General features: G+C 51.0%; 16 protein-coding genes. All 16 read right to left on the bottom strand.

The features are described 5' to 3' along the window. Positions 1 to 39: 39 nt before the first annotated feature. A complete protein-coding gene (locus D7M11_RS13675) occupies positions 40 to 3,471 on the bottom strand; it encodes a glycoside hydrolase domain-containing protein (protein ID WP_120747780.1) in 3,432 nt (1,143 codons plus the stop codon). Positions 3,472 to 4,029: 558 nt separating this feature from the next. Beyond that, the gene (locus D7M11_RS13670) at positions 4,030 to 5,502 is read right to left on the bottom strand and encodes a DUF4340 domain-containing protein (protein ID WP_158606589.1); all 1,473 of its coding nucleotides are present in this window, start codon (positions 5,500 to 5,502) and stop codon (positions 4,030 to 4,032) included. Continuing rightward, positions 5,502 to 6,941 carry a Gldg family protein gene (locus D7M11_RS13665; protein WP_120747778.1) on the bottom strand — a complete coding sequence of 480 codons (1,440 nt, stop codon included), beginning with the start codon at positions 6,939 to 6,941 and terminating at the stop codon, positions 5,502 to 5,504. The genes D7M11_RS13670 and D7M11_RS13665 overlap by 1 nt, the downstream gene beginning before the upstream one ends. A 5-nt stretch (positions 6,942 to 6,946) precedes the next feature. Beyond that, complete coding sequence (locus D7M11_RS13660) at positions 6,947 to 7,810, bottom strand: ABC-2 transporter permease (protein ID WP_120747777.1); 864 nt, start codon at positions 7,808 to 7,810, stop codon at positions 6,947 to 6,949. Beyond that, positions 7,794 to 8,750 (bottom strand): ABC transporter ATP-binding protein, encoded by a 957-nt coding sequence (locus D7M11_RS13655; protein WP_120747776.1) that lies wholly within the window; start codon positions 8,748 to 8,750, stop codon positions 7,794 to 7,796. Before D7M11_RS13655 ends, D7M11_RS13660 begins: the two co-directional genes overlap by 17 nt. Positions 8,751 to 8,866: 116 nt before the next feature. Continuing rightward, positions 8,867 to 9,730 carry a carbohydrate ABC transporter permease gene (locus D7M11_RS13650; protein WP_120747775.1) on the bottom strand — a complete coding sequence of 288 codons (864 nt, stop codon included), beginning with the start codon at positions 9,728 to 9,730 and terminating at the stop codon, positions 8,867 to 8,869. A gap of 10 nt (positions 9,731 to 9,740) precedes the next feature. Continuing rightward, positions 9,741 to 10,646 (bottom strand): ABC transporter permease, encoded by a 906-nt coding sequence (locus D7M11_RS13645; RefSeq protein ID WP_120747774.1) that lies wholly within the window; start codon positions 10,644 to 10,646, stop codon positions 9,741 to 9,743. A 102-nt stretch (positions 10,647 to 10,748) separates the two neighbouring features. Next, positions 10,749 to 12,275, bottom strand: coding sequence for an extracellular solute-binding protein (locus tag D7M11_RS13640; RefSeq protein WP_120747773.1), 1,527 nt, complete (start codon positions 12,273 to 12,275; stop codon positions 10,749 to 10,751). Positions 12,276 to 12,954: 679 nt separating this feature from the next. Then, positions 12,955 to 14,046 carry a sialidase family protein gene (locus D7M11_RS13635; protein ID WP_120747772.1) on the bottom strand — a complete coding sequence of 364 codons (1,092 nt, stop codon included), beginning with the start codon at positions 14,044 to 14,046 and terminating at the stop codon, positions 12,955 to 12,957. Between the two features lie 39 nt (positions 14,047 to 14,085). Further along, on the bottom strand, positions 14,086 to 14,967 hold the full coding sequence (locus tag D7M11_RS13630) for a dihydrodipicolinate synthase family protein (RefSeq protein WP_120747771.1): 882 nt from the start codon (positions 14,965 to 14,967) through the stop codon (positions 14,086 to 14,088). A gap of 33 nt (positions 14,968 to 15,000) precedes the next feature. Beyond that, positions 15,001 to 16,347 carry an ABC transporter substrate-binding protein gene (locus D7M11_RS13625; protein ID WP_120747770.1) on the bottom strand — a complete coding sequence of 449 codons (1,347 nt, stop codon included), beginning with the start codon at positions 16,345 to 16,347 and terminating at the stop codon, positions 15,001 to 15,003. Positions 16,348 to 16,811: 464 nt separating this feature from the next. Further along, a complete protein-coding gene (locus D7M11_RS13620) occupies positions 16,812 to 17,738 on the bottom strand; it encodes an immunoglobulin-like domain-containing protein (RefSeq protein WP_193556187.1) in 927 nt (308 codons plus the stop codon). A 101-nt stretch (positions 17,739 to 17,839) separates the two neighbouring features. Further along, entirely contained in the window at positions 17,840 to 18,469 is a 630-nt protein-coding gene (locus D7M11_RS13615; RefSeq protein ID WP_120747768.1) for a hypothetical protein, read from the bottom strand. Positions 18,470 to 18,578: 109 nt separating this feature from the next. Then, positions 18,579 to 19,118 carry a hypothetical protein gene (locus tag D7M11_RS13610; RefSeq protein WP_120747767.1) on the bottom strand — a complete coding sequence of 180 codons (540 nt, stop codon included), beginning with the start codon at positions 19,116 to 19,118 and terminating at the stop codon, positions 18,579 to 18,581. Between the two features lie 218 nt (positions 19,119 to 19,336). Continuing rightward, positions 19,337 to 22,456 carry an efflux RND transporter permease subunit gene (locus D7M11_RS13605; protein WP_120747766.1) on the bottom strand — a complete coding sequence of 1,040 codons (3,120 nt, stop codon included), beginning with the start codon at positions 22,454 to 22,456 and terminating at the stop codon, positions 19,337 to 19,339. Beyond that, positions 22,453 to 23,706 (bottom strand): efflux RND transporter periplasmic adaptor subunit, encoded by a 1,254-nt coding sequence (locus tag D7M11_RS13600; RefSeq protein ID WP_193556186.1) that lies wholly within the window; start codon positions 23,704 to 23,706, stop codon positions 22,453 to 22,455. The genes D7M11_RS13605 and D7M11_RS13600 overlap by 4 nt, the downstream gene beginning before the upstream one ends. Positions 23,707 to 23,879 lie beyond the last annotated feature (173 nt).

Genomic DNA, 23,879 nt, shown 5'->3' with positions numbered 1-23,879 from the left:
CCAAGCGAGGGACAAGATCCACTATTTCCTTACATGCTTCTACTTGTTCACCTGTACGGTTATAGTGGCGCTGGCAGTCACACCCCCGTAATTCGTTAGCTCGGCCCGGTATTCATAAATGCCGGGCGGTTTGTTGCGTATGGCTGTGGAAGCCGACTGCGCGACTGGCGTTCGATCCGTCAACGGCTGCGAATCAATCAGCACGCCGTTCTCATACAGCCGGTATGTCTTTCCATTCGTCCCCCACCACATATTCATCTCGATCTGATACGAGCCGTCGCCGTCCCAATTGTTGTGGGACAGGACCGGCTGTCCGGGAGCCGCCTGCGTGACGGTGACGGTCAGAACGTCGCTTCGCGTGGTACCGTACGCATTCGATAGCTCGGCATAGTACTTGTACACGCCGTTTGCCCGATACGTGACGGACGTTACGGTCGATTGGGCGTCCGGCGTATGGCCCGTCAACGTTCGCGTATCGATCGGCCGACCGTTTTCATACAGTTTATACGTAGTGCCGTTCGGTCCCCACCACATATCCATCCGAATATTGTAATGCCCGTCCGATAATCCCGTATCCTGCCCGTTGTCGTCGGACAAAACCGGCTTGCCGGGGGCGGCGGCGCTACCCGGATTCGACAAACGGATGATCATGGCGGCTACGTCCTCCCGCCACAAACGATACAGCGCGGCGTTTTTCGTAAAATTCGCCTGATCCGTCGCTACCGAATCTGCTGCGAGCAGCTTGCGCGCCGCCGTCAGCAGCTCCGCAGCATCCCCTCGCTGCTGCGCCTGGTCGATGCGTTCTCCCAGCACTTCGAGCAAATTGTAGTCCTCCATGCCGTCGCGGAAGTTTTGCAGCCGCTGGGAGGCGAGCGGACCGTTCGGACCCGGGTAATACAGCGATCCGTCCCCGTCAGCGTTGGTATACGTTCGCGGGTCCCAATTGCTCAGTATGCCGTCGCTCATCGGCTTCCTTCCGATCCAGCGGTTGATGTTGTAATACAGGAAGCCGTCCAGATTGAACTTGTGGGATAACGGGCCCAGAAGAACCCGGGTATCGCTCGGCAAGTAGCCGTTGAACCAGTTCGGATTCGGCGATTTCACGCTGGCATGCAAATACCAGTACACTTGATCGCCCCGTTGTTGAGCGGTAGCCCGGGCGTTATGGTTAATCGCTTGCACGCCCGGTACCCATATATCGATCAAGCCGGCCAGACCGCTTTGCGCACCGAGCGTGCTGTCCAGATAAGTCGACATGACCGGTACGTTCGGGAATCTGGCCTTGATTTGCCGAAGAATTTCTTTAACAAGTGCATTGTATTCGGTTCGAGTCTCGTCGAAGCCGTAAATATAAGCTTTGTCGGCCAAGCCGGCCTGCTCGTATTCCGCCATTGCATCGCCGATCGTCCCGAGCAAGTAGTCGATTCGCTGCTGCCAAGATTCCGGCTTGCTCAGATCGAAGCCGACCCGCGGATCGATATAAAGCACGTTGAATTGGTGCAGGCCCCATTTGCTTTCGATTTTTTTGAGCTCGGCCACGGTAGGCGGCGTATTGCGGTAAATCAAATCCGGCTCGATTTTGAACGTTTCCAGAAAATCGAAATAGCTGTCTTTCAGCCGCTCCTTCGCTTCCGGGTCCGTAACCCCATAAGTCAAGTAAATGCTTTCCGGGTTCGTCGTCATGGATGTGGCCAGCTGCGGACGATCGGCAATCCTGATCGGCCAAACTTTGACCGTTACATCCAGCGATTCGACCGGTAAACCCGCTGCCTGAAAAGTTACCGTTACCTTGTAATCGCCCGGTTCAATCTGCGGGCTCGCATACAACTCGATCCAATAAGGCTGCATCGTGCCGGAGGGCACCTTGATGCGGGACAGATCCGTGCGAATCGGGTCCGGCGTCCAGCCGTAGTAGTTGCCCGGGCTGTTCACGGTGGCCGGGATCGAATACTGGCCGGTCGCCGTGACCTTGACCGAGCCGAGCGGCGCTACGGATGCGCGGAGCAGCGACTCGGGCACGGCTTTACCGTTTGGTCCTACCACGGCGGCAACATGTGCAGCGACATCGGTCAACGTTTCGCCGTACGGTAAAACTACGGCCTGCATGTTCTCGTATTCGCCCTGGGCAAGCGACACGCTCGCCGGCCCAGTCGCGCATTGGCACGGCAAGTCCAATGGATACACCAACTCCATCGAGTCCGCGGTGGCCAGGCCGAAGCGGTCCCCGGGCCGGGCGTACCGGACATCGACGAAGTTCGCGAACCGTCTGATCGTCCAGCTCAGCTTGCCGGCTTCCGCAATGAGGCTGTTCGCGGCGGTCAGATCGGGAATCGGCTGCCGACCGCGATCGCGCAGCAACTGGAGCTGATTCGCCAGCTCCGCCGCCTGTCCGCGCAGGTAGGCATCCGCGGCGGCGCCTCCGGGAAGAAGCTTTATCTTGGCCGCATCGAGCAGAGTTTGTCCGCGTTCCAGCTCGGCGTTCGCCTGCTGAAGCTTCTCTGCGAGCACATCCAGAAACAGAGTTACCTGCTGAGGGAGCAAATCAAATCCGGCCGATTCGGGCCGCTTATCCACAGCTTGCAGCTTCAAAGCATGCTTGCCGGCCGTAAGCATTTTTGACGAAACCAGCTCGGTCCGTCCCCCGTCAGGTCCGTAAAAATCCATCGTGCCCAGCGCTGCGCCGTCCAGCAGCACCTCCGCCCGACCGCCGGCCGCAGAAGTCGCGCCGACTAGCTGAACGTTGAAAAATCCGGTTCCGGCAACGGTAAGCTCATATTCGGCGAATTGCCCAGGCTGAACGTTTTTCAGCAGCAGCGCCTCGCCGGCCGTACCGGTTTCAATACCAGGCGAACGCGACAGCTCCGTTAAGCCCGTAAACGGTACCGTCGTCGGCTCGATGACAAGGGAAGCGTCGTCAAAATACGCTACGCCTTTATTGGACGCACTTTGGTACATCAATACAGTAGCGGTCACCGCCCCGGCAGGAGCGGCAAGGGAAGCCTCCATACGAGTCCATACGCCGCCCACCGATTGCCCGGTCGTTTTGACCGCGATGCGGGTGTTATTGCGGTCCCAAAATTCCAAATATAGCTGGGAGCTTCCGCTTTCGTTATACGAGTAGACGGAAGCCTTGTAGCCAATTCCCGGCGTGATGGCGATAGGCGAGCTTCTTAGCCCATTGCCGACCAGATTGTTGGTCAGTTTGACACTGGAAGTCCCGCTGTACACGATATTCGTCACCGATTGATAGGTCGATGTGTTAAACATCACCCAATTGGCCGGTTTGCCGCCGGAAACCTGCTCAAATCCCGGGTTGACCACCAGATTCACGGAGCTGGCAAAAGGAGCCGAAGCGGCGAAAGCCGGTGAAGAAACGTCGGCTAGCACAAACGAGGAAATGGAAAGCGCATTCAATAGCAAACCGAGCAAAGCAGCCCCTATCCAAGCACGAACATGCCGTTTTAACATCATGAAGGAATCACCTACCCCGTAAATTAGAATTAGTGATGGAAACCATCTATTTACGTCAAATATCCTGGGAGTTTCTGGCGGTCACATAATAGCAGGTCTTGCGGATAGCGGATTCTCTTGCCGCGAAGTCTCCAGTTGTCTGGTACGAATTCATCTCCTTCCTCATGGAATCACCGGATCGACAGTAACAACGCCACAGCTTCCAACACGTTTAATACCTGTATGTATTGATGCGATGCAAGCCACCTCTCGTCCGCAAGCGATCCGGGTACTGTCTGCATTCCCTTTTCGTTCGGCGCAACACCTCCGTTTGAACGCCTCACCCCCCGCCGATCTTGATTCGCCAGCCTGTCCGTTCGCTCTCGCTGAACCTAGCAGCTATCATCTGGCAATATTTAGCATATCATATGCATTATCCAATGTATATTATTTTTTTGCTATACAAAATGAAATGAAACGACGAGGCGGTTGACTCCCATGTTTCGACCGATCTGAGCATACAGGGACTCGATCGGCCTGTCTTGTGTCCCACCATCGCCGCTTCAATACCCGTCAAGCTTAATACCGATCCGCCATAATATCATTACAAGCTGTTAAAACTTCAGCAATGGCTTGTTCATTGATTAAGTAATGAGCAGGTTCATCCCCCACTTGAACTAAGTAGAAGTTATCGTTGTAGGAGTAAAAAGTTACAGTTTTCCCTCCCTGTTTCGTTGTGTACCTGATCGTAATGACTAGATCGCCAGGTTTGTCTACGGGCTCTATAAAGGCATCGAAGCTTAATCCGATGATCATCTGATACAACCTTCTTAGCGGATCGACCCCGATAACCTTGCCGTTAACTGTTCCGTTTTGTTCCTCCGCCCCTTGCCCGCTCGCCAGAGGAACGTGGTTAATTTTCACATCAAATTTGGAGGACGCAGTGTCTATTACAATTTCATCGCAATCGACTATATGGGTTAAAGCCAAAAAGCGATCGATAAACTTGGTGGGTTCAAACGTCATTAAGGATTGGATGCTTGCTTTGCTAATCGAAAATATATAGGTCTTGTCGGCAAATTTGGCATACACTTCATCACCGCTAGTTTCGCCCAACAGAAGATCATATTTATTCTGATCATCCTGGATTTTAAGCTCTACAGCGGGCGGTGTAAGCCCGTAACGTCCCAAATCTAACGGCTTTTCCTCAACTACAGATCCTATTTGGATCGTTGCACCAGTTACATTGAAAGCCCCGTCGCGCAATCCAAAGACGCTTCTTGCAAAATCCTCCAAATATACATCCCGGTTTGGCACGGGATACTTCATCACTAAATCAGAAGCGGGTACGAGATGCGCGCCAGGCAAAGAAGCAACCACAGATTGTTTATTGGTTTTAGCTTGAACATCTAAAATAAGCTTTCCCGATTTAAAGACTTCAACCGATTTTAAGCTTCTTACATTGATCTCAGGAATTTTTCTATCGAACAACTCGTTTGTGGATAATAATAACTGTTTTGCATCACCGCTATTCATGAGATAAATTCCTTTTTCATTGTTGAAAGCAGCATAATAATTCGTCTGGTCCGGAGTCGGCTTCCCTATTTTTACAGTACGATTCTCGCCATTAGCGAGCGTTACGACCACCTCAGCTTTCGCAGCGTCTAACCCGAATGGCCCCATATCCGTTGCCTGCTCACCGAGCCATCTTAACTTGGTCCCAATAGCGCTTTCGGCCATTTGGTTTACTGCGTTCTGGTTCACCGGAAACTCCGGCTTTGTTTCCAGCACCCAATCGCTTGTAACGTTGCCCGAAGCTGTTACATTGGCAGGGAGCAATTCTACCGTGCCGGTTGTGTTCACGATCTTGATTTTTTTCACATCGCTTCTAGCTGCAGCCACCGAAATTGTAGGAGTTGATTCTATTGTTTCCGCTGATTCGATTGCCCCGGTTCCCGCATGTTTATACTCCTTTTGAATCGTATATTGAATCAGCAGTAAAACGGCCAGAACAAAACCGACGGTTATGAAAGTAACGAGCTTTTTTTTCATTAGCTGTTTCTCCTTCTGGTCCATACGACAATACCGATGAGCAAGATGACCAAAGGAATGAGAATCACGGTTACTACGGTGATGAGCACCGCTTGCCCGCCGCTTACTTGTAACGGGACAGAGCTATTAGGCGCTTTCGGAGGGATATAGCTGCCGCTTGCTTTGTTTTGAGTCCAGTTTACTGCATTCACGATGAATTGATAATTCGTTCCGCCGGATACGGAATTCACTTCAGGCGATATTAACCCATCTGTACCCATAACGACTAATTTGGTTTCGTAAACCGTTTTCGTATCCGTATAATCCGAAATTATAACGGCCAATTGAAACGGCCCCGACTCATCGCCAGCCGCTTTTTCAATACGCTGAGCCGAACTATTTTTGGTGTAAGATTTCGCTGAGCTCGTTAAGAGCGGACTCACTTTTAGTGAATTTCGCTTCACACTATTGGGTTTAATATCCGTTGCAACCGGCAGCAGCACGTTGTACTGTTTGTCCGTTAAACTTTTCGTAATTTCATTAGCTTCCATGTTAGGCAGCAATACGGTAGGCTGATTGGGCAACGCTTTACCGATGTCCGCTTCGATGACCACTTTATCATTTAGCGATACTCCATAAGCGTCCAACACCGACCTTACATTCGGAAATCCGGAAGTCATATAATTCAGTGCAAAAAATGCCCTCCCGCCGCTTTGCAAGTAGGCTTTTACTTTATTCGCCATCTCCGGCGTCCAGTCTTTGGCGGGTGTTGTTGCAAAGAGTAAGCTTGCATCTTGGGGTATATCTTTAGTCAGAACATTCAAGTCTCTCATCTCATAACCGGCAAGTTGAATCGCATTCACGAGTTTTTCCGGAAGCGCCAGCTCTCCATTACCGGTCATGCTATAAATGATATAGGTTTTATCGCTTGTAACATATTCGATCGCATTCGTAATTTGAGGCTCCACATCGATCGACTGCACGTAATCTTTGTACGTTTGCGGATCAAATCCAAGCGTAATCAGCTGCGCGGCATCTATGAATTTGAATTTGTTTGTTTTCCCATTCACTACAACAACGCTGTTGCTTGAAACGGATAACGCCGGATCGGTTTTGAATTGCTCGACAAGCTGCGGGTATAGATTCGGATCGCGGACCTCTACCTGAATCCGGCTGCTATATTGGGCATAATCCATGATCATATTTTTAAATTCTGGATATTCGCTTCCGGGTTTTGCCCACACATATATGGTTATGGGATCTTGTACTTTTTTAATAATCGCGATCGAATATTTCGATATGGAATACGATTTGTTCGTGCTGACATCGTAACTTACATGCAAACTGGTGAAAATGAAGTTGACCACGATCAACACCACAATGACGCCTATGGCCGTTAAGGTTGAGAAGGCTCCATACTTTACTTTTGGATTTTTGAAAGTTTCGGTTACCTTATTCATCCTTTTCACCTCCACCTTCTCTTCTCGATTCCATTTATCGTTATATAGAGGAACGCAGTGAAAAAGGTGAGATTATACACAATGTCAGCCACATTTAAAATGCCGCGCTGAAAATGAGTAAACCGGTTAAAAACCGAAAACCATTGTAAAACATAAGCAATCGTCCCCTCAAATAAGATGGGCTTTGTTACATATAGAGCCACTTCCACCACCAGAAGGAACAAGGTGATACAAACGGCGGCCGCTGTATGTTTCGTACTGTCGTACACGATGTAGCCAAATAGACCGATTATGGCTGTCAGGAAACATACGGAGCTCATTGGATCTGCTGGCAATGCTTTGGCCAAACTGTCCATAATAAAAAACAAAAATACCGCGGCAAATGTAATAATCGCAGCTATGATCTGGTTTTCCGTTAAAGACGATACGAACAGACCAACACTGATCAAGCTTAAGCCAAACAAGAAAAACCCCAAATAGCTGACAGCGACAAGAGGCAGGTTAACATCTGAGAACAGCAATAATAGGATGGGAAAAATAAACGTCAGTACCGTTCCTATGGCTAATACGATCGAAGCGGCCATATATTTGCCTAACGTGATATCCGTGATCGATATGGGCGATGTGTATAACAATTGATCTGTTTTTAATTTGGCCTCTTCCGCAAATAATCGCATCGTTAAGATTGGAATGAGAAATAAATAATAAACCGCGATACCGGTTAGTACGCCCGAAAAATCTGCCGACTGTGCGCTTATGTTTCCAATCACAAAATAGACGGCGGAAAGAAATATTAAAAATGCCAGGAAGATATACCCTGACATGGAAGTGAAGTAGGTTCTCAATTCTTTTTTAATGATGCTTGTCATAGTGACTCCCTTCCCCTGTTACTTGCAAGAAAATCTCTTCCAAGGAACGATTAAGAGGTTGTTGGATGAGTACCGGTATTTGGTGGCTGGACATAGCGCTAAACACCGCTTCTCTAATATCCGTGTGGCCGTCGCACTCAAAAATAACATCAATCGTACCGCTTTCTTTGCTGCCCACTATACGTACATGCTTGATTATTGGAAAACTTGCAGCCGCGCGGATGATTTCCGCTTCCGTACCTTTAAGACGAGACTGTATTTTCGAGCCTTGCAGCAGGTCGGCGGACAAGTTGTCAGGAGTATCGCTGGCAACAAGTTTACCTTTATGGATAATGATCACCCTGTCGCAAACAGCGCTAACCTCCGAAAGGATGTGCGAGCTTAAGAGGACGGTATGTTTATGGCCTAATGTTTTAATAACGTCTCGCATTTCCATCATTTGCTTGGGATCTAAACCAACTGTAGGCTCATCCAAAATAATGACTTCCGGAAAGCCTACCATAGCCTGCGCCAGGCCGACTCTTTGCTTGTATCCTTTGGACAAATTTTTAATTAATCGGTTGGATACCTCCTGAATCCGTACGGTTTCTTTGATGTTAGCGAGCATCGCCTTTTTTTCGTTTGACTTCACCTTTTTGATGTCAGCCACGAAGCTTAAATATTCATCCACTTTCATATCCACATATAGCGGCGGTTGTTCCGGCAAATATCCGATCTTCGCTTTCGCTTTTTCCGGCTCGTCCAGAATCGAATGTCCCGAGACGAGTACCTCGCCTTCTGTCGAAGCCATGTATCCGGTCATCATATTCATCGTAGTGGATTTGCCTGCTCCGTTCGGTCCTAGAAAGCCTACGATTTCTCCCTCGGCGATCGTAAAATGGATGTGATCCACCGCCACGTGTTTTCCATAATGTTTCGTTAAGTTTTTCACTTCGATCATAACGTCCCCCCGTTTCGTGCGAACAGGGGCGCCGCACCCGCAAGCGTCATTCCAAGCTGTCGCAACCGATTCAAAGTGCGAGCCGCCCACTGCAACTGATCAAGCGGATTCAAACCTCACCCTTTAATACCGCCAATCATGACACCTTTGACAAAGTATTTTTGGATAAACGGATATATAAGCAGGATCGGTAAGGTTGTAATAAACACCATGGCCATCTGCACTTGATAGGCTGGCGGCAGCGTACCCGTATCCAGGCTATTATCGGTTATGGTCGTGTTTAAAATATTTTTCAGAACCAGCTGCAGCGGCCATTTCTCTCTTGTGTTTATAAAGATCGATCCGTTGAACCAGGCGTTCCAGTTTTCTACGGCATAGAACAAGCCGATTGTGCTTATTGCTGCGAGCGATAGCGGGAATATGATTTTGAAAATGATTTTGAATTCCGATAAGCCGTCGATTCTGGAAGCTTCGATCAGTTCTTGCGGAATCGTTTCGAAGAAGCTGATCATCACGATGACGTTAAACGTATGAATAAGCCCCGGCAAAATTAATACCCAGATCGAATCGATGAGGTTTAAGTTGATAAACAAAATATACGTTTGCACAATGCCCGGCGGAAAAAGCATCGTAAGCAATATGAAAAATTTGATGAATTTTCGATAAGGCAAATTTCTTCTGGATAACGGATAAGCGGTAACGACTGTAAAAAGCAGCTGCAAAAAAGTGCCAACAATCGTTACAAACAACGTTACATTAAGACCGCTCAAGAGCTGACTGTAGTTGGCCAAGTATTTATAAGCCGCTATATTGAAACCTATAGGGAAAATCGTGACGGAGCCTGTGTTGGCCGCAGCCGTAGAGCTGAAGGAGATGGCGATAATGTTAACAAATGGATACAGGATGGTGATACAGAATACGATCAGAAACAGCCCATTCACATAACCGAATATTTTCTCGCCCGTTGAACGTCTGGTCATTTGGATTCACCTACCATATGCCATGATCTTTGTCTACGTATTTCACTATTCTGTTAACGATAATGATCAGGATTAGACCGACAAACGATTTGAAAATGGTGATCGCGGTTGCAACGCCGTAATTGAAGTTATTTTGTATCCCAATCCGTAAAGCCAGCGTATCGAGAATATCGGCAACAGGATATACGGGAGGCGTATAGAACAAGTAAATTTGCTCAAAGCCGGCGTTCAGAATACCGCCCAAATTTAAAATCAGCAAAATAATAATCGTTGGAATCATCGAAGGAAGCGTGATCAGCATAGCCTGCTTAAATCTGGAGCATCCATCCACAATGGCCGCTTCATACATTTCGGTATCGATTCCGGAGATGGTGGCCAAATAAATAATGGTACCCCAGCCTACGCTTTTCCACACTTCCGTAATAACCATGATGCTTCTAAAAAATCTCGGATCGGCCAAAAAAACGATTTTATCCTGGTGAAAAATCTCGACGATCACATAGTTGATGATCCCTTTGGATGAAAGAATCCCTGTCAGGATGCCGGCGATGATGACCCACGATATAAAGTGAGGCAAGTAAGAGATCGTTTGGACTACTTTTTTAAACCGGCTGCTTATGACTTCGTTTAACAATAAGGCCAAAATAATCGGGCAGGCAAAGCCGAAAATAAGCTTATACACGCTGATGATGACCGTATTTCTTAAAGCGTTCAAAAAGTTATTGTCCTGAAACATATAATAGAAGTTATCCAAGCCTACCCACGGACTTCCAAATAAACCTTTGCCTATTTTGAAATCTTGGAAAGCCATGACATAACCGACAATAGGCACATATTTAAAGACGATATAAAATGCGATCCCTGGCACCAAGAGCAAATATAAAGGGAAAAATTTCTTGATATTATGTACAAACATCCCGGCATCACCTCTTTTTTAAAACAATTTTTCCAGGAATCAACAAGTGCAAGGACAAGAGAATCCCCTAATCCTTGCACTTGTTCCTGAAAACCAGCAAGATTATTTTGAATTTTTTGCATATCTATCGTTGATTTCCTGCGTCATAACATCGCCTTTTAACAATTTGAATTGTTTCTCCCATTCCGCCCAGCCTGCATCCAAGTCCAATTTGCCTGAAATGATTTGGGTAAACAGTTCCGTAGCTTTCGCTGTAATTTGCGGTAATTGTGCATCTGTTGTAGGCGTTGAGAAATAGACGAGTCTTGGCTGCGTGGACAAGCCTGTATTGGCCATGTTAGCGGCCGTTTCTGCCGGCCACAGGTCTTTCCAGAACTCTCTTTGGGTCATGTAGCCGATATTGTAAACATCCCAAGCGCCGTCCTGTCTTAGTCCTTTTAAATCTTTCGATAATTTATAATCGTTGCCGGATTTGGTGTGATCCTGGCCTTCTACGCCGACGGTCACTAGCTTGTCGCCCGATGTAAAGTCAAACAGTCTGGCAATCCCGTCCAAAACATCGCCTTTTACTTTTGAATTCACGGCCCATATACTCGAGAAACCGACAGGCAGTCCGTCTTTATTTTTGGTTATAATGTTCCCGTAACCGGATACGCTTTTGGCAATTCCAGGCGCCGGCGGAACCTCTAACACAACGATTTTGGCATTAGGCGTTTTTTCCTGGATCACAGCCAGGTCGGCTGCCGCGCCGGACGAAACGCCTTGATATACACCGGCTCTGTTGCTTCTTATCAGCTGGGATTTACCGTTGTTGGCTTGATACGTGACGAATTCGGGATCGACGATTTTGGCTGCAACCAATTCTCTTGCAAAACCTATCGCTTTTTTGTACTCGGGCGTAATTTGTGACCATACCAGCTTGTTGTCGGCCGTTTTCATCCAATCCGCATTAGGAACGCCGAACGGCGCGAGTGCCGGCTCCAGGCCGTTTACTTTATCGAATACAACGCCGTACGTATCGCCGTCTTTCCCGTTCTTATCGGGGTCCTTTGTGGCAAATTGCCTTAACACTTCCTTGTATTCATCGAAGGTTTTCGGCGTTTTTAAACCTAAATTATCGAGCCAGTCTTGTCTAATAAATACAGCACCATAACCAACATCTCTAGGCGTAGGCAGGATGTATAAATTGCCGTCCGAATTTACAAATTTGCTCTGCATCTCTTTGTCATAAAATTTTTGCACATTCGGCATTTTGGGCAGCAGGTCATTCATTTTCTTTAACATCCCGTTTGCGCCAAAATTGTTAATCAGACCGATGGTCGTCGTATCCGTGCTGGAATGAATGACATCGGGCGCCGTACCGCTGTTGAATTGCAACGTGATTTTTTGAACATAACCGTCATCGGGCATTTCCTGCACTTTAATGACCGTGTTTGTTTTTTTCTGCAATTCGGCCAGAACCGGATTGTTGGCTCTGTCCGTATCGGTATTCACTCCTTTAAAGCCGATATTGATGGTTGGCGCAGCTGAATCGGATTTGGAATCTCCAGAGCTTGAACATGATGTCAGCATTGCAACGCTTAATCCAAACGCGGCAACTTTGCCCACTACATTGACATTCATTTTCATTTTGTTCACCCCGGTACTGAATTTGTTGTGACTCGACCCGTTGTATGCGCTTACAAATCGTTTTCTTTTACCTTCTTAGTGGTGATTGTATTGAAGCCGAACCCGCCCTCCTTATGTTGGTTATAGCCTCTCGGTATTAGCCGAGGTAGCTGATACAAAATGATCTTCCCCCTGACGCCTCTGTTTGGCGGGAAAGGGCATACCCAGCTGTCCGATAGGAAGTTCCTAAGGACCAGCGGAAGCTGATTTGCAAAACAACGCACATCCATTAAGGACAAACGGAAATCCACGATTCGCCAAGAAATGACTTAATCTTTAAAATAATTCGATATGGCAATGGACGGGATCGCTTCCATCCGATGCATCTGCAGCGCCTCGAATGGAATGCAGCTTCATATCCTTTCTCGTCGTCTCATTCCGGAACCTTCTTATTTACTTAATCATTAAGAGTATCATGTACTCATTATAAGAATGTTTGGAATTTTTTACAAGGCGCAATATCCGCATGTAAACGTCGTAATTCTACATTTTTTGTCAAGTTTTCTGTTGTTTTTAAGGTGTCGCCATCATATTGCCCCGACTTTTGCAGTTCGTACAACATAATCCGGATGGACGGAGTGCCCGATCTGTTCGACTGTTACACAAAACGGGGCGGCCATATAGGCCACCCCGCTATTTTTTAAGACGGAATCATTTCGGAAAGCCGGATTTTGCGTACCTTTAGCCGTGCGAGACGCGACTTGTCTTCCAGTTCCCCTGCGCAATAAGCCAGCAGCACGGAATCGCTGGTAAAATGGATCGCCGTGTAGCAAAATCCGCCGTTCTCCTCCTGTTCCACCGCAAACAGGTTCGTCCACGTCATGCCTTCGTCATGGCTGAGCGCCCCGACGAGCGGCGTACGTCCGCCGGAAATTTTCGGATACTCGCGGGTCAGGTAATCCGGAATCGGGTTCCAGACGGCTAGCAGCCAGTCGGTAGCGGGAATCCGCTTCATCGAGAGCGGCGAGTTGGGCGACGAAAACGGCGTAGGCTCGGCCGGGCTCCACGTCTCGCCGCCGTCCGCCGACATCATCCCATACTGGCAGCCGACGTCGGTTCTCGCCCATGCCCATAAGCGCCCGCCGCTCAGCTCGATCACGCCCGGCTCCTGCAGGCCGCTTTTCGTGCGCGAATACGGCAGCACACAGAAGTTTCGCGCCTCCCGCCAAGTAGCTCCGTCGTCATCGGACAAATAAAAGTGGGCGACGCCTCGTCCGTCAAAGGAACGAAAATCCGTTTTGCTTTCGCCGCGCACTTTATGATAGGCTGCCGGAATCACGAGACGGCCGCTCGCAAGACGGATGACCCGGTCGTTATTGGTCACATAATAGCCGGGACCGGGAACGCAGCATATCGCCTCTCCCCATGTTTTCCCTTCGTCGGTCGACCGCCTCAGATGCAGACGCGTATCGTGCAGGCCGAAGCGGATCAAATAAAACAGCCCGATATCGCCGTTTTGCATGCGCTGCAGCGATACGCTCATAATGTTCATGGCGTCATGTTCGTCCGGCCGAGCGACGATCTCGTCACTGGACCACGTTTCGCCCTCGTCGTTCGACGTTCTCTTCACCAGGCAGGCAAGCGCGGCGTCACCACTCGATTCCCCGATAAACCGGCTGTATACGAACAGCAGTCTGCCGTCAGCCAGATCAAGAAAGGCTCCTTCGCTATTGCGCGGATTACCCGGCCCGGGACGCAAATCCAATACGACATTTCCCTGAATAAGCTGCATATGCGCGCTCTCCTTTCTATTACCCTTGCGAAAAATTGCTCACAGCAGCCCCAGATGCGTCATGCACGCCTTTACCTTTACCTGGCTTTCCGGCCCGATCGGCCGCATATAGTCAGGATGGAACGTTCCGGCAAAACCGAGCAAATTCATCGCATGCGTAAATCCGGGGAACACGCCGACTTCCACGAACGTATCCCGCAGCAGCAAAATGTCGTCAAGGCTTTTCGCCGCGGCCACACTGTCGCCTGCCGCCAGTTCCTTGTACAAACGCGAAGTGATGGCGGCCGTACAGCTGAACATGCCGTCCAATTGTTCCGCGATGCCGTAGCCGTAAGCCGCATCAAAGGTGTCGAGTCCGCTGTACAAAACCTTGAACTCGGGATTAACCGACGATTTCATTCTGGAAAGTACGCGCGCAGTCGTCAGATCGCCCGTCTTGATGCCGGCGATATTCGGCACGGTCATGAGCCGCGCCGCCGTCTCCACCGTGATTTTGCTTTGCGTAACGACGGTCAGATCGTACAGATAGACCGGATACGGAGATGCCTTGGCCAGCGAAGCGAAGAAATGGTAAATGTCCGGCTGCGACACGGCGTAATAAAACGGCGTCGTAGCCACAATTCCGTCAATGGCGATGCCGCCGAGAAGGGCGATGCGCTCCTTCACGCGTTCAATCGAATTGTCCATGACGCCTACGAATACCGGGCAGGCTCCACTCACCGCTTCTACGACTACTTTAGCGATCTTGCCCGTCTCACTGCCACGAATATACGGCTGTTGACCCATTGAGCCCATCACGAGCAGGCCGGCGGCTCCTGCCTTCAGTTGATCCTCGGCATGGCGCTGCAAGCTTTCCGCGATAACATAGCCCGAATCATCAAGCGGCGTTCCGAGTGCCGGATAAAAGCCTTGTTTTCTCATATGGTTTCTCTCCCTATATGTTGCATCGTTTTCTTATTTGTTCTGCTCGGCGGCTACCCGTTTATCCGCCCGCTCCGCTGCTTCGCGCAGCGACGATACGAGATCCCTGCCGCCCAAGTAATCCTTGAGCACAGTTGCCATCTCCGCATTGCCGATCGTCAAATACGGGGTAACGGCGAGGGGCGCGTACGTCTTCGGAAGCAGGGCTGCGACATTTTTGCCTTTGAAGTTCGGCAATTCGGCGCCGTACGTTTGCATGATCTTCGACGGGTCTTTCATAACAGGCAAGATCGCCGTCGTTCTTCCCATCCACTCCTGGTATTCTTCCGAAGCGATGAAGCTCAGCACCTGGAAGGCTGCATCACGCGACTTGGCCGCTTTGGTGATGTAGAAATATTCCGGAGCCGACTGGAAGCCTACGCCTTTCTTATCCGGGAACTCCGGAACGGACGCAGCATCCCAATTCGGAATGAGCTCCGCTGTCGGCTTTACCTGGCCGCTAGTGCCCATAAACATGGCGATCGTTTTATCTTTCTGGAAGCCGTTGACGACACCGGATGCCGGCGTCTCGTTGCCCGGAATTTTGTAGAAGCGGGCCATATTTTCGAATGCCCGGAGGAAGCTGTCTTCCAAAAATTTCGACTTATGCGTTTTCGGATCGAAATAAGGAGCGGACAGCTGATTCGTGCCCATTGCGCTTTCGATCTGGATAGAAAATCCTTGATACAGCTGGCCTCCATCGCTTCGGGTTAGCCGTTTCGCCAGATCATACGTTTCGTCCCAAGTTCGCCCCTCCTTCGGATAAGGCACGCCGAACTTGTCGAACAAGTCTTTGTTGTACACAAAGATGAAGCTGCCGACTGTCCAGGGCAGGCCGTAGATGCCTCCGTTCGCCAGCGCGCGCTGCGCGTCGATGAGAGACGGCTCCAGACGGGTCAAGTCATAATTGTACTTCTTGATCAAGTCGCTTATATCGCTTTCCAGCTTCAGGTTTGTTAAATAGGTGGTCGTCGTGCCGAGCGAGGAGATCATAATATCGATCGGCGTGCCGGAGCCGAGCGCCGAAGCGTAATAGTTCGTTCCCTCAGCCGCCAGGCGCGGGACATACTTCAAATTGTAGTTCGGGAACTTCTTCTTAATCTGCTCGCCAAACCTTGTCATGAACAAATCGACGTTTTCACCCGCGCCCGGATAGGCGATATACAGATCGGTCGGCGTATCGGTTATTTTCTTAATGTCTGCTGCAGGCGTTGTCGCTTCGGTCGGCTTGGGCGTTGACGTATCTTTTGAAGCTGAATCCGGACCACTGCTTGCGGAATCTCCGCAAGCGGTTACAAAAGTGCAGAGAGCAACTATGGACAACCATTTTGTTGAGCGCATGCAGCTCACTCCCCTATTTTTTTAGCTACCCCTGTTCCTGCCCGTACCACTCTTACCGTTTCTGTGGAATCTGACTGCTGCAGGTGTGCATAGTTTAACATGAACCGACAGTTGCAGTTCACCCCCTTTGTTTATATTATGTACTATGGCCTGACCAGATTAAGACTAATTGGCTTCAGCGTTCGCATATACCGGCGAAAGCGCGATCCCTGCAAACATCGCGAGTTTGGGCGGAATCGCGTGCCCGTCCCCGAGCGAACCGGGACGTTTATGGAGCAACGGTTGCAATATGAATCTTATGGTCTTACCATATCATATGTTAATCCTTACAATACAGGCCAATTGGCTTTCCGTCAATAGTTTTGTTAAAAATCATTCAGGCAAAAAAAATACTAGCGCCTGCGCGCTAGAGCATGTTTGCAAATGCACGATAAAATCCGTTCGTTCCCATACCGATTACGGATTTACTTTTGCACGGAAAACTCAACATACAACATTTTTTTGATCGAAGTTCCGACACCTTCGACCGATTTGCCGAAACGGTAATCACCGGGCGGCATACCCGCGAGGCGGATCGATTGCTCCCATTCTCCGCCTTCCGCAAGCTGGTAGCCGATCGAGGCGACCGCGATGTTGTTCCCGGACGGCGCGGGCACCCACCCGTTCGCTGCTTTGAGCTCCAGACGATACTCCAGTCCGAAAAACAGAGTGGCCGGTCCTTGATTATGTAACGTAACAACCGGATCGCTATCCGGTGCGTACACGTTTCGGTCCAGCGTCAAAACCGCTTCGACACGCTGAACGGGCACTTCCAGAGCGGACAATACCGTATCCTCCACTTCGGTTCCGTTCATAATCTCTGCGGTTAAGAAATAGTAGGTCCCTTCCTTGTCCGGCAGCTTGCGGGTAAAGTCCGAGTAGCCAAGCTCCGGATCGAAGCGGGCCGTTTCCTCGGCCACTGTGCGGACGAACTCCCCTTGCCGGTCGCGTTCCGTCAGCTTGTAACGGATCGTGCGTGAATGGAGCTGCTTCCCTTTGCCCGGCTCCGCAGGACGGAGCAATATCCCGACTTCGTCCTCGGGCTTCTTCGCGCCTGCAGACACGGTCCAGCCGATGCCCTGTCCGGTCAACCACTTCCCGCTCGGCCGCTGAAATTCATGGTAATCCCGCTCCGGCTCAGCGCTTGCCGGCGGAGGGGCACTTTTCATGTTCCCCATGGAGACCGGAGCATGCGATGAGCTTGTTTCCGGCTTTTCTCCGCCTTCTCCGCTTTGCGTGTCCGAGAAAACATCCCCGCAGCCGGCAAGCAGCAACGGCAGCAGCACACCGATTGCCGCTGTTCTCCGGAGATGGTCGAGCATCCGGATCGCCCCCTTTTCGTTGTCCAGCATTACTGACGCAACAAACTTGCGATTTGTTCCAAAAAAGGGGAAAAAGAAAGATCGGCCTCCGTGCTGCAAGGGAAGCCGATCTCCTGTCCGATCTGCTCGCGCTATTGGGGCAGCGGAGAGTCGGTAGCCGTTGTTCTGGCTGCATATGCCGCCAACACCGACCGCTTCAATTCGCCGTAACGCGGATCCTTTTTCTCCATCCGCCGCTCCAGCTTGTCTTTGCGATCGAGATTGAATTTGCCCTGATGGAACGCTACGGTCCAGTAGCTGTCATGCCGCGTCGCTTCCGCTACATAGAGCAAATAGGATGCACCCGGGACCAGCTTCGAATAATAGTTGCCCCTGTAAACCGTTTGCTTCGGAAACATCGCCCGCCCTTCGATCCAATATTGTTCCAGCACCGTCATCGTTCCGCCGGGCTGCAGCAATCCGTTCTTATCCTGCAATACCTCGTCGATCGTTACTTTCGTTTTCGTAAAGTGCTCATACGGAGGGTTGTAAGGCACCGCATCTGCGGTTGCAGTCACTTTGACAATGACCGGGGAAAACGCAGCAAGCTCTGCCGCCGTCCGGAACCGCTCATAATCGATTTCCGACATATACGTATACCGGAACAAATGATGCAGGCTGGAAGTCACAACAATCACCAACACGATCACGTTGACAATCAAAATGCCCACAATGCCCCAGAACATTCGATCTTTCTGATAACGCACCCATCTGGCCCACATGTACATCCCTCCTCCTCTAAAGCATGATCTCCTATCCATTCTACCATTAAATGGTGAATAGAGGATAAAAAGGAGGAGGCGTATGGTACTGACGGAACTTATCGGCGAATTAAGGAAAATCAAGTTCCGCGTCCACTACACGGAAAAGCTTCGCGACTTTGGCGGGATACCGTTTCTCAAGCGCCTCCCAGGTGTCCGTCCTCAGCCCCAAAAAATCGTGCGTATCCGATAGGTAGGAGCCTTCGAATAAGCGGAATTCATAGTTCGGTTTGACCATTTCGTTAAACGATCGGATCGTGATGTAGCGGTCTTTGCCGGAGAACGTAAGCTTTACCGTGTGGGGTGTCCCGTTATACGTAACGAGCAGCCCCTCCTCGATCGTTTCGACTTCGACCTGTTCGTCCGGCAGCCGTTTGCCGAACAAACGGACAATGTCCTCGTCATACTCTCTCCAGTCTACAGTCGCTGCAAAAACAAAAGCGAATACGATCGGGATTTGTTCCTCAATCGTATACTCCTCCGCCATGCTTCGAATGTCGTTCAGCTCGCCCCGCTTCAAGCGCTCCGTATGCTTCTCGATAAAACGGTTTAATCCTTCGCGGTCTCCTTCGAACAAAAAGGCCAAATCTGCCTCATCCGGCATTCTCATGTACGATTCCTCCTCCGACTTGTTACCGATTTCTATATACTCTTTCTATTAATCTATAACGAATATCGGATAATCTCGCATCCTGCCTAGGCCCTAATTTGTGGAAGATGACGCAGTTGAACGCCTGACAGACCGACAAGAACCCCGAATTCCACCATCAGGCGGAACACGAGGTTCTTCTATCGATTTGCAGCACTAGAAGGAAGGCTGCTTCAATATTAACTGCCGGAACTAGCCGTGAAGGAATTCGCAACAGGTGTCGACTTATTTTTCTTCTCTTTACGTTTCAATTTGAAGTTCGCGAGTACCATATACAAGGACGGCACGACGAACAACGTCAACACCGTGGAGAAAACCAGCCCGAAAATAATCGTCATGGCGAGCGGCCGGAACAAAATGTCCCCGAGCGTCGCGATTGGAACCATACCAACGATTGCCGTGAGCGATGTCAATATGATCGGACGGAACCGAGCGGACGCGGCCTGCAGGACGGCCTCCTTCAGCTCCATGCCATGGCGGCGCGCTTCCTCGATAAACTCGATAAGAACGATCCCGTTCCGCACGACAACGCCCGCCAAGGAGATGATACCCATAATGCTCATGAACCCGATCGGCATTCCCGTCAAGAAAATACCGAGGATTCCTCCGGCCGCGGCCAAGTATACGGTCGTCATGATGAGCACAGGCAGCGAGAGCGAATAAAACTGCATGGTCATAAGAAGCAGGATCAGGAACGCCACGATCACCGAAAGCTTGCCGAGACTTGCGAAAATATCCGCTTGCTCGGACGTTTCCCCTCCGATATTCCATTCGTATCCGTCCGGGAACGTCATATCCGCGAGCTTCTTCTGCACCTCGGCCATCACTTCGGTCGCGGTTCGGCCGGACACGTCGGCGGTAACCGTAACGGTACGCTCCAGATTATACCGGTTGATCTGCGGTATCGAAAATCCGGGCACCATTGTCGTCAGCTGCGACAAAGGAATTTGACGACCTTGGGCATTCGTTACCTGCAATTGCTGATACAATACATTCGGCTCGGCTTCGTTCTTAGACATATACAAGTTGATGTCCACAAGCTCTCGACCGGTATCGAATTGGCTGACGGTTAATCCTTGACCGACCAGCAGCAGTGTTCGTGTCAAATCGTTATAACTGACCATGTACCGATCCATAGCTTCTTGATTCGGCTGAAAGGTCAGGTTGTATCGCTCGATCCCCATGTCATCCATCACGTTAACCGTGCCTTTGACGCCGGCGACCGCAACCTTCACTTCGTCGGCCATTGATTGAAGCTCACTCAAGTTCTGACCGGTCAAACGGATCGATACCGGTGAGCCGACCGGAATACCGAGCTGCGGAACATGAATACTTAGATTCGCACCCGGGTAAGCCGCATTCAGATGCGATTGCCAAGCCTCCACCGTCTTTTCGCGGTCGAATTTGCCTTTGACCCCTATAATCTGGAGCTGGGCGGTCGTCGGACTGGCCGGCGGAGCCCCGGAGGCGATGTCGCTGAACAACGTCGGGGCGCCTCCGCCGGATGCGTACGCCATTCGCTGAGTTTCCGGCTGCGACATGACCCAATCGGCAATTTCGCGGACGACCCGGTCGGTCTCGACAACAGAGGTTCCCGCCGGCATCCGGATGTTGATCGTCGCTTCCGGCCGCTCCGAATCCGGGAACAGCTCGATTGGCGTAAACAAGGCCAGCGAGTATGCCGCCGTGCCGATGAGCAGACCGGCCAGACCCGTAAAGAGCGGCCGTTCCAGTACCTTTACCATCCACCGTCCTGCATAAATGTTCGTTACCGCATGGAACTGCTTTCCCAGAAAACCGGCAGGTTTACTCTTATACTGTCCCGCTTTCTGACGCTTAGCGTCGTACCAGCCTCGGAAGATCGGTATGATCGTAAGCGACATGACCATGGACGCCAGCATCGTCAGCGAAACGACGGTCGGAATCGGCTTGATGAAGGCACCGATGTCGCCCTGCAAAAACAACAGCGGCGCGAACGCGGCAATCGTCGCGAGGGTCGCGGTAAGAATCGAGATGGATACTTCTTTGGTCCCTTTGACGGCGGCAACGGCCGGACTTTCGCCCAGCGCAAACATTCGTCGCTCGATGTTGTCATTGACTACGACGGCGTCGTCGACCAGCAGTCCGAGTACAATAATGAGGCCGACAATGGAAATTTGATTCAAGGTGATGCCGAGAGTCGGCAAAAAGATGAACCCGAGTCCGATGGAAAACGGGATCGCAAGCGCCACGGTCGCCGAAGTCAGCAGATTCAGTCCGAGTGTACAGATGAGGATAACCGCCGCTATAGCGATCAGCAGTTCCTTGGACAGCTCGGCAAACAGCTCGTCGACCCGATCGTTTTGAGCGAACAGCGATTCCAGCTTCAGATGTCCGGGCAAGCTGGGAGCAAGCTTTTTCATCTCCTCCTCCACGCGCCGGTTCATAGTAGGAACGTCGCTGCCCGTCTCACTGCTCAAGCTGATCGTGATGGCCGGTTTTCCGTTGTAGTACGCATAGTAGTCCGTTTTTTTATACGTGAATGCCGCGCTCCCGATATCCCGTAAATAAACCGGCGTCCCGGTTTGCGTTTGCGTGACGACGACCCGGTTCAAGATCCCGGCTTCTTGCCCCTCAGGCACCGTCAGCATGTATTCGCGGCTTCCGAATTCGAGACTGCCTGTAGGGACACGATCGTTATAGCTTTGCAGCGTGCTCAGCACTTGTTCCCAAGGAATGCCTAGCTGCCCAAGCTTCTGCGCATCCACCTCGACTCGGACTTCCCGCTCCGGTATCCCCCGGATGTCAACGCCCGCGACACCGGGCACGGTGCGGAGCTGATCCTTCCACGTTACCATCAGATCGTTCAAACCATACAGATCGCCGGCATGATCGGCTGTAATCGCGTACTGCCCGATGAACGACTTGGCGAGATCGTCGTTGACGACCGGCGCCTTCGCGTCTTTGGGCAAGTCTGCCTGGGCGTCCTGCACCTTTTTGCGCAGCTCGTCCCATTTCTTGGCTGCATCCGCGTCGTCGTCCGTCTGCACCAGGATGGAGGAATACCCGTTATGCGAAGTCGAGGTGATCGTTTTGATGCCTTGAATTTCCTTGATCTTCTGCTCGATAACCTTTGTAACCGTCTGCTCGACCTTTTCCGGAGTCGCCCCGGGATAAATCGTCATCACGAGCGCTTGTTTGATGACGACGTCCGGCATCTCCTGGTGCGGCAGCTGGGTGAATCCGAAAAAGCCGACAACCAGCGCCATCAGGAGGAAGAGCAGCGTAATTTTCCGTTTTTTGATGACGTAATCGATCACTTGGCACGCTCCTCTGACGTCGCGATCGAATCGCCATCAAACAGTTTGTACGCCCCCTTGGTGACGATTTGGTCGCCCGGCGAAAGACCCGATGTCAGATGAAGCCGGTTGTTCGTAAGCTCCCCGAGCGTGACTTTCGTCTTCACCGCTTTGCCGTCCACCTTCTTGAAAACGTAGGGCTCGCTGCCCGAACTGACGACCGCCTCGACAGGAACGAGAATCCCCGTTTCTCCGGTTGACGTTCGTGCCGCCTTCACGACTTGTCCCGGCAGCCAATCCGCTTTCGGATTCGGCACGAGCACCTCGACGTTCACCGACCCGGAGCTTGTGTTCGTCGTCGGGTATACATTCTTGACCGTCCCGTTCCGGGACTCTTTGTATAACGTTAGCGCCACCTCTTGTCCGACGCTCCATTTGCGGATTTCTTGATCGGGTACGGGGAGCACGACTTTGAGCTGCGTAATGTCGCCGATCCGGTAGGCCGGCTGGCCTCCGCCCGTCAGCTGCCATGCCGAGACGAACTTCTCCAGCACAACGCCATTGATCGGCGAGGCGAGCGAAGACTTCTCGACGGCCATCTGCGCTTGATCCCGCCCTACAAGCGCTTCCCGGCCAGCCGCTTTGGCTTGCTCGAGCCCCGCTCGAGCCTGTGCCATCGTCGCTTCTGCGGACGTGACGCCTGACGACGACTGATCGCTTTGAGCCTTCGCGTTGAGATAGTTGGTCTCAGCTTGTTTGTAGGCTAATCGCGCGTTGTTCATATCTGTCTCCGAAGCGCTTCCGTCTTTATAACTCGTCTCCACCTTGTTCAAATCGTAGGTTGCCTTGCGAAAAGCTTCCTGGGTAAGCGCCTCTCCGTTTTTACTCAACACATCCCTCGATTGCCGCGCCGTTTCTACGCCTACCGCCGCCGCGGCGACGGATGCCTCCGCCTGACGGACCGCCGCTTCGGCTTGCCCGATCGCCGCTTCCGCCCGACCGAGCTGAAGCTTGTAATTCGTGGCGTCCAGCGACGCAAGCACCGCACCCGCCTTGATGACATCTCCCACTTGAACGAAAGTTTCAGTCACCCGGCCGTCCACCTCGAAGGAGACGACGGCTTCCTTCATCGATTGCAGAGTGCCCGCAAGCGCGTACCGGTCCAGAACAGGCTCCGGCTGCACCGTGATCACCTCCACGGTCTGCAGTTTCTCGGCGACAATTGCCGCATCCTTGGCTTGAAGCGAGCAAGCGCTCGAAAGTGTAACCACGAGCCCCCAGGTCAGTACAGAAAGCGAGATTCTCTTCCTACGATTTCCAGCCATCCATTTCTCTACCTCTCTCTATAATCTCGTAGTCCTACAGGATTGGAACTCCTATTTTATTATAATCGAACGTGATCGGCTTCGTCATGCCTAGACGATACTTGTTCACGAATTCGATA

It is taken from the genome of Paenibacillus ginsengarvi, from assembly GCF_003626695.1.
In the GTDB taxonomy this organism is placed as follows: Bacteria; Bacillota; Bacilli; order Paenibacillales; family NBRC-103111; genus Paenibacillus_AB; species Paenibacillus_AB ginsengarvi.
This window is presented reverse-complemented; position numbering and strand designations above follow the sequence as displayed.

What these genes read in the sequence shown, in the direction of transcription:
- D7M11_RS13675 (WP_120747780.1), bottom strand. Translation starts at nt 3,471, where the DNA reads ATGATGTTAAAACGGCATGTTCGTGCTTGGATAGGGGCTGCTTTGCTC.
- D7M11_RS13670 (WP_158606589.1), bottom strand. Translation starts at nt 5,502, where the DNA reads ATGAAAAAAAAGCTCGTTACTTTCATAACCGTCGGTTTTGTTCTGGCC.
- D7M11_RS13665 (WP_120747778.1), bottom strand. Translation starts at nt 6,941, where the DNA reads ATGAATAAGGTAACCGAAACTTTCAAAAATCCAAAAGTAAAGTATGGA.
- D7M11_RS13660 (WP_120747777.1), bottom strand. Translation starts at nt 7,810, where the DNA reads ATGACAAGCATCATTAAAAAAGAATTGAGAACCTACTTCACTTCCATG.
- D7M11_RS13655 (WP_120747776.1), bottom strand. Translation starts at nt 8,750, where the DNA reads ATGATCGAAGTGAAAAACTTAACGAAACATTATGGAAAACACGTGGCG.
- D7M11_RS13650 (WP_120747775.1), bottom strand. Translation starts at nt 9,730, where the DNA reads ATGACCAGACGTTCAACGGGCGAGAAAATATTCGGTTATGTGAATGGG.
- D7M11_RS13645 (WP_120747774.1), bottom strand. Translation starts at nt 10,646, where the DNA reads ATGTTTGTACATAATATCAAGAAATTTTTCCCTTTATATTTGCTCTTG.
- D7M11_RS13640 (WP_120747773.1), bottom strand. Translation starts at nt 12,275, where the DNA reads ATGAAAATGAATGTCAATGTAGTGGGCAAAGTTGCCGCGTTTGGATTA.
- D7M11_RS13635 (WP_120747772.1), bottom strand. Translation starts at nt 14,046, where the DNA reads ATGCAGCTTATTCAGGGAAATGTCGTATTGGATTTGCGTCCCGGGCCG.
- D7M11_RS13630 (WP_120747771.1), bottom strand. Translation starts at nt 14,967, where the DNA reads ATGAGAAAACAAGGCTTTTATCCGGCACTCGGAACGCCGCTTGATGAT.
- D7M11_RS13625 (WP_120747770.1), bottom strand. Translation starts at nt 16,347, where the DNA reads ATGCGCTCAACAAAATGGTTGTCCATAGTTGCTCTCTGCACTTTTGTA.
- D7M11_RS13620 (WP_193556187.1), bottom strand. Translation starts at nt 17,738, where the DNA reads ATGCTGGACAACGAAAAGGGGGCGATCCGGATGCTCGACCATCTCCGG.
- D7M11_RS13615 (WP_120747768.1), bottom strand. Translation starts at nt 18,469, where the DNA reads ATGTGGGCCAGATGGGTGCGTTATCAGAAAGATCGAATGTTCTGGGGC.
- D7M11_RS13610 (WP_120747767.1), bottom strand. Translation starts at nt 19,118, where the DNA reads ATGAGAATGCCGGATGAGGCAGATTTGGCCTTTTTGTTCGAAGGAGAC.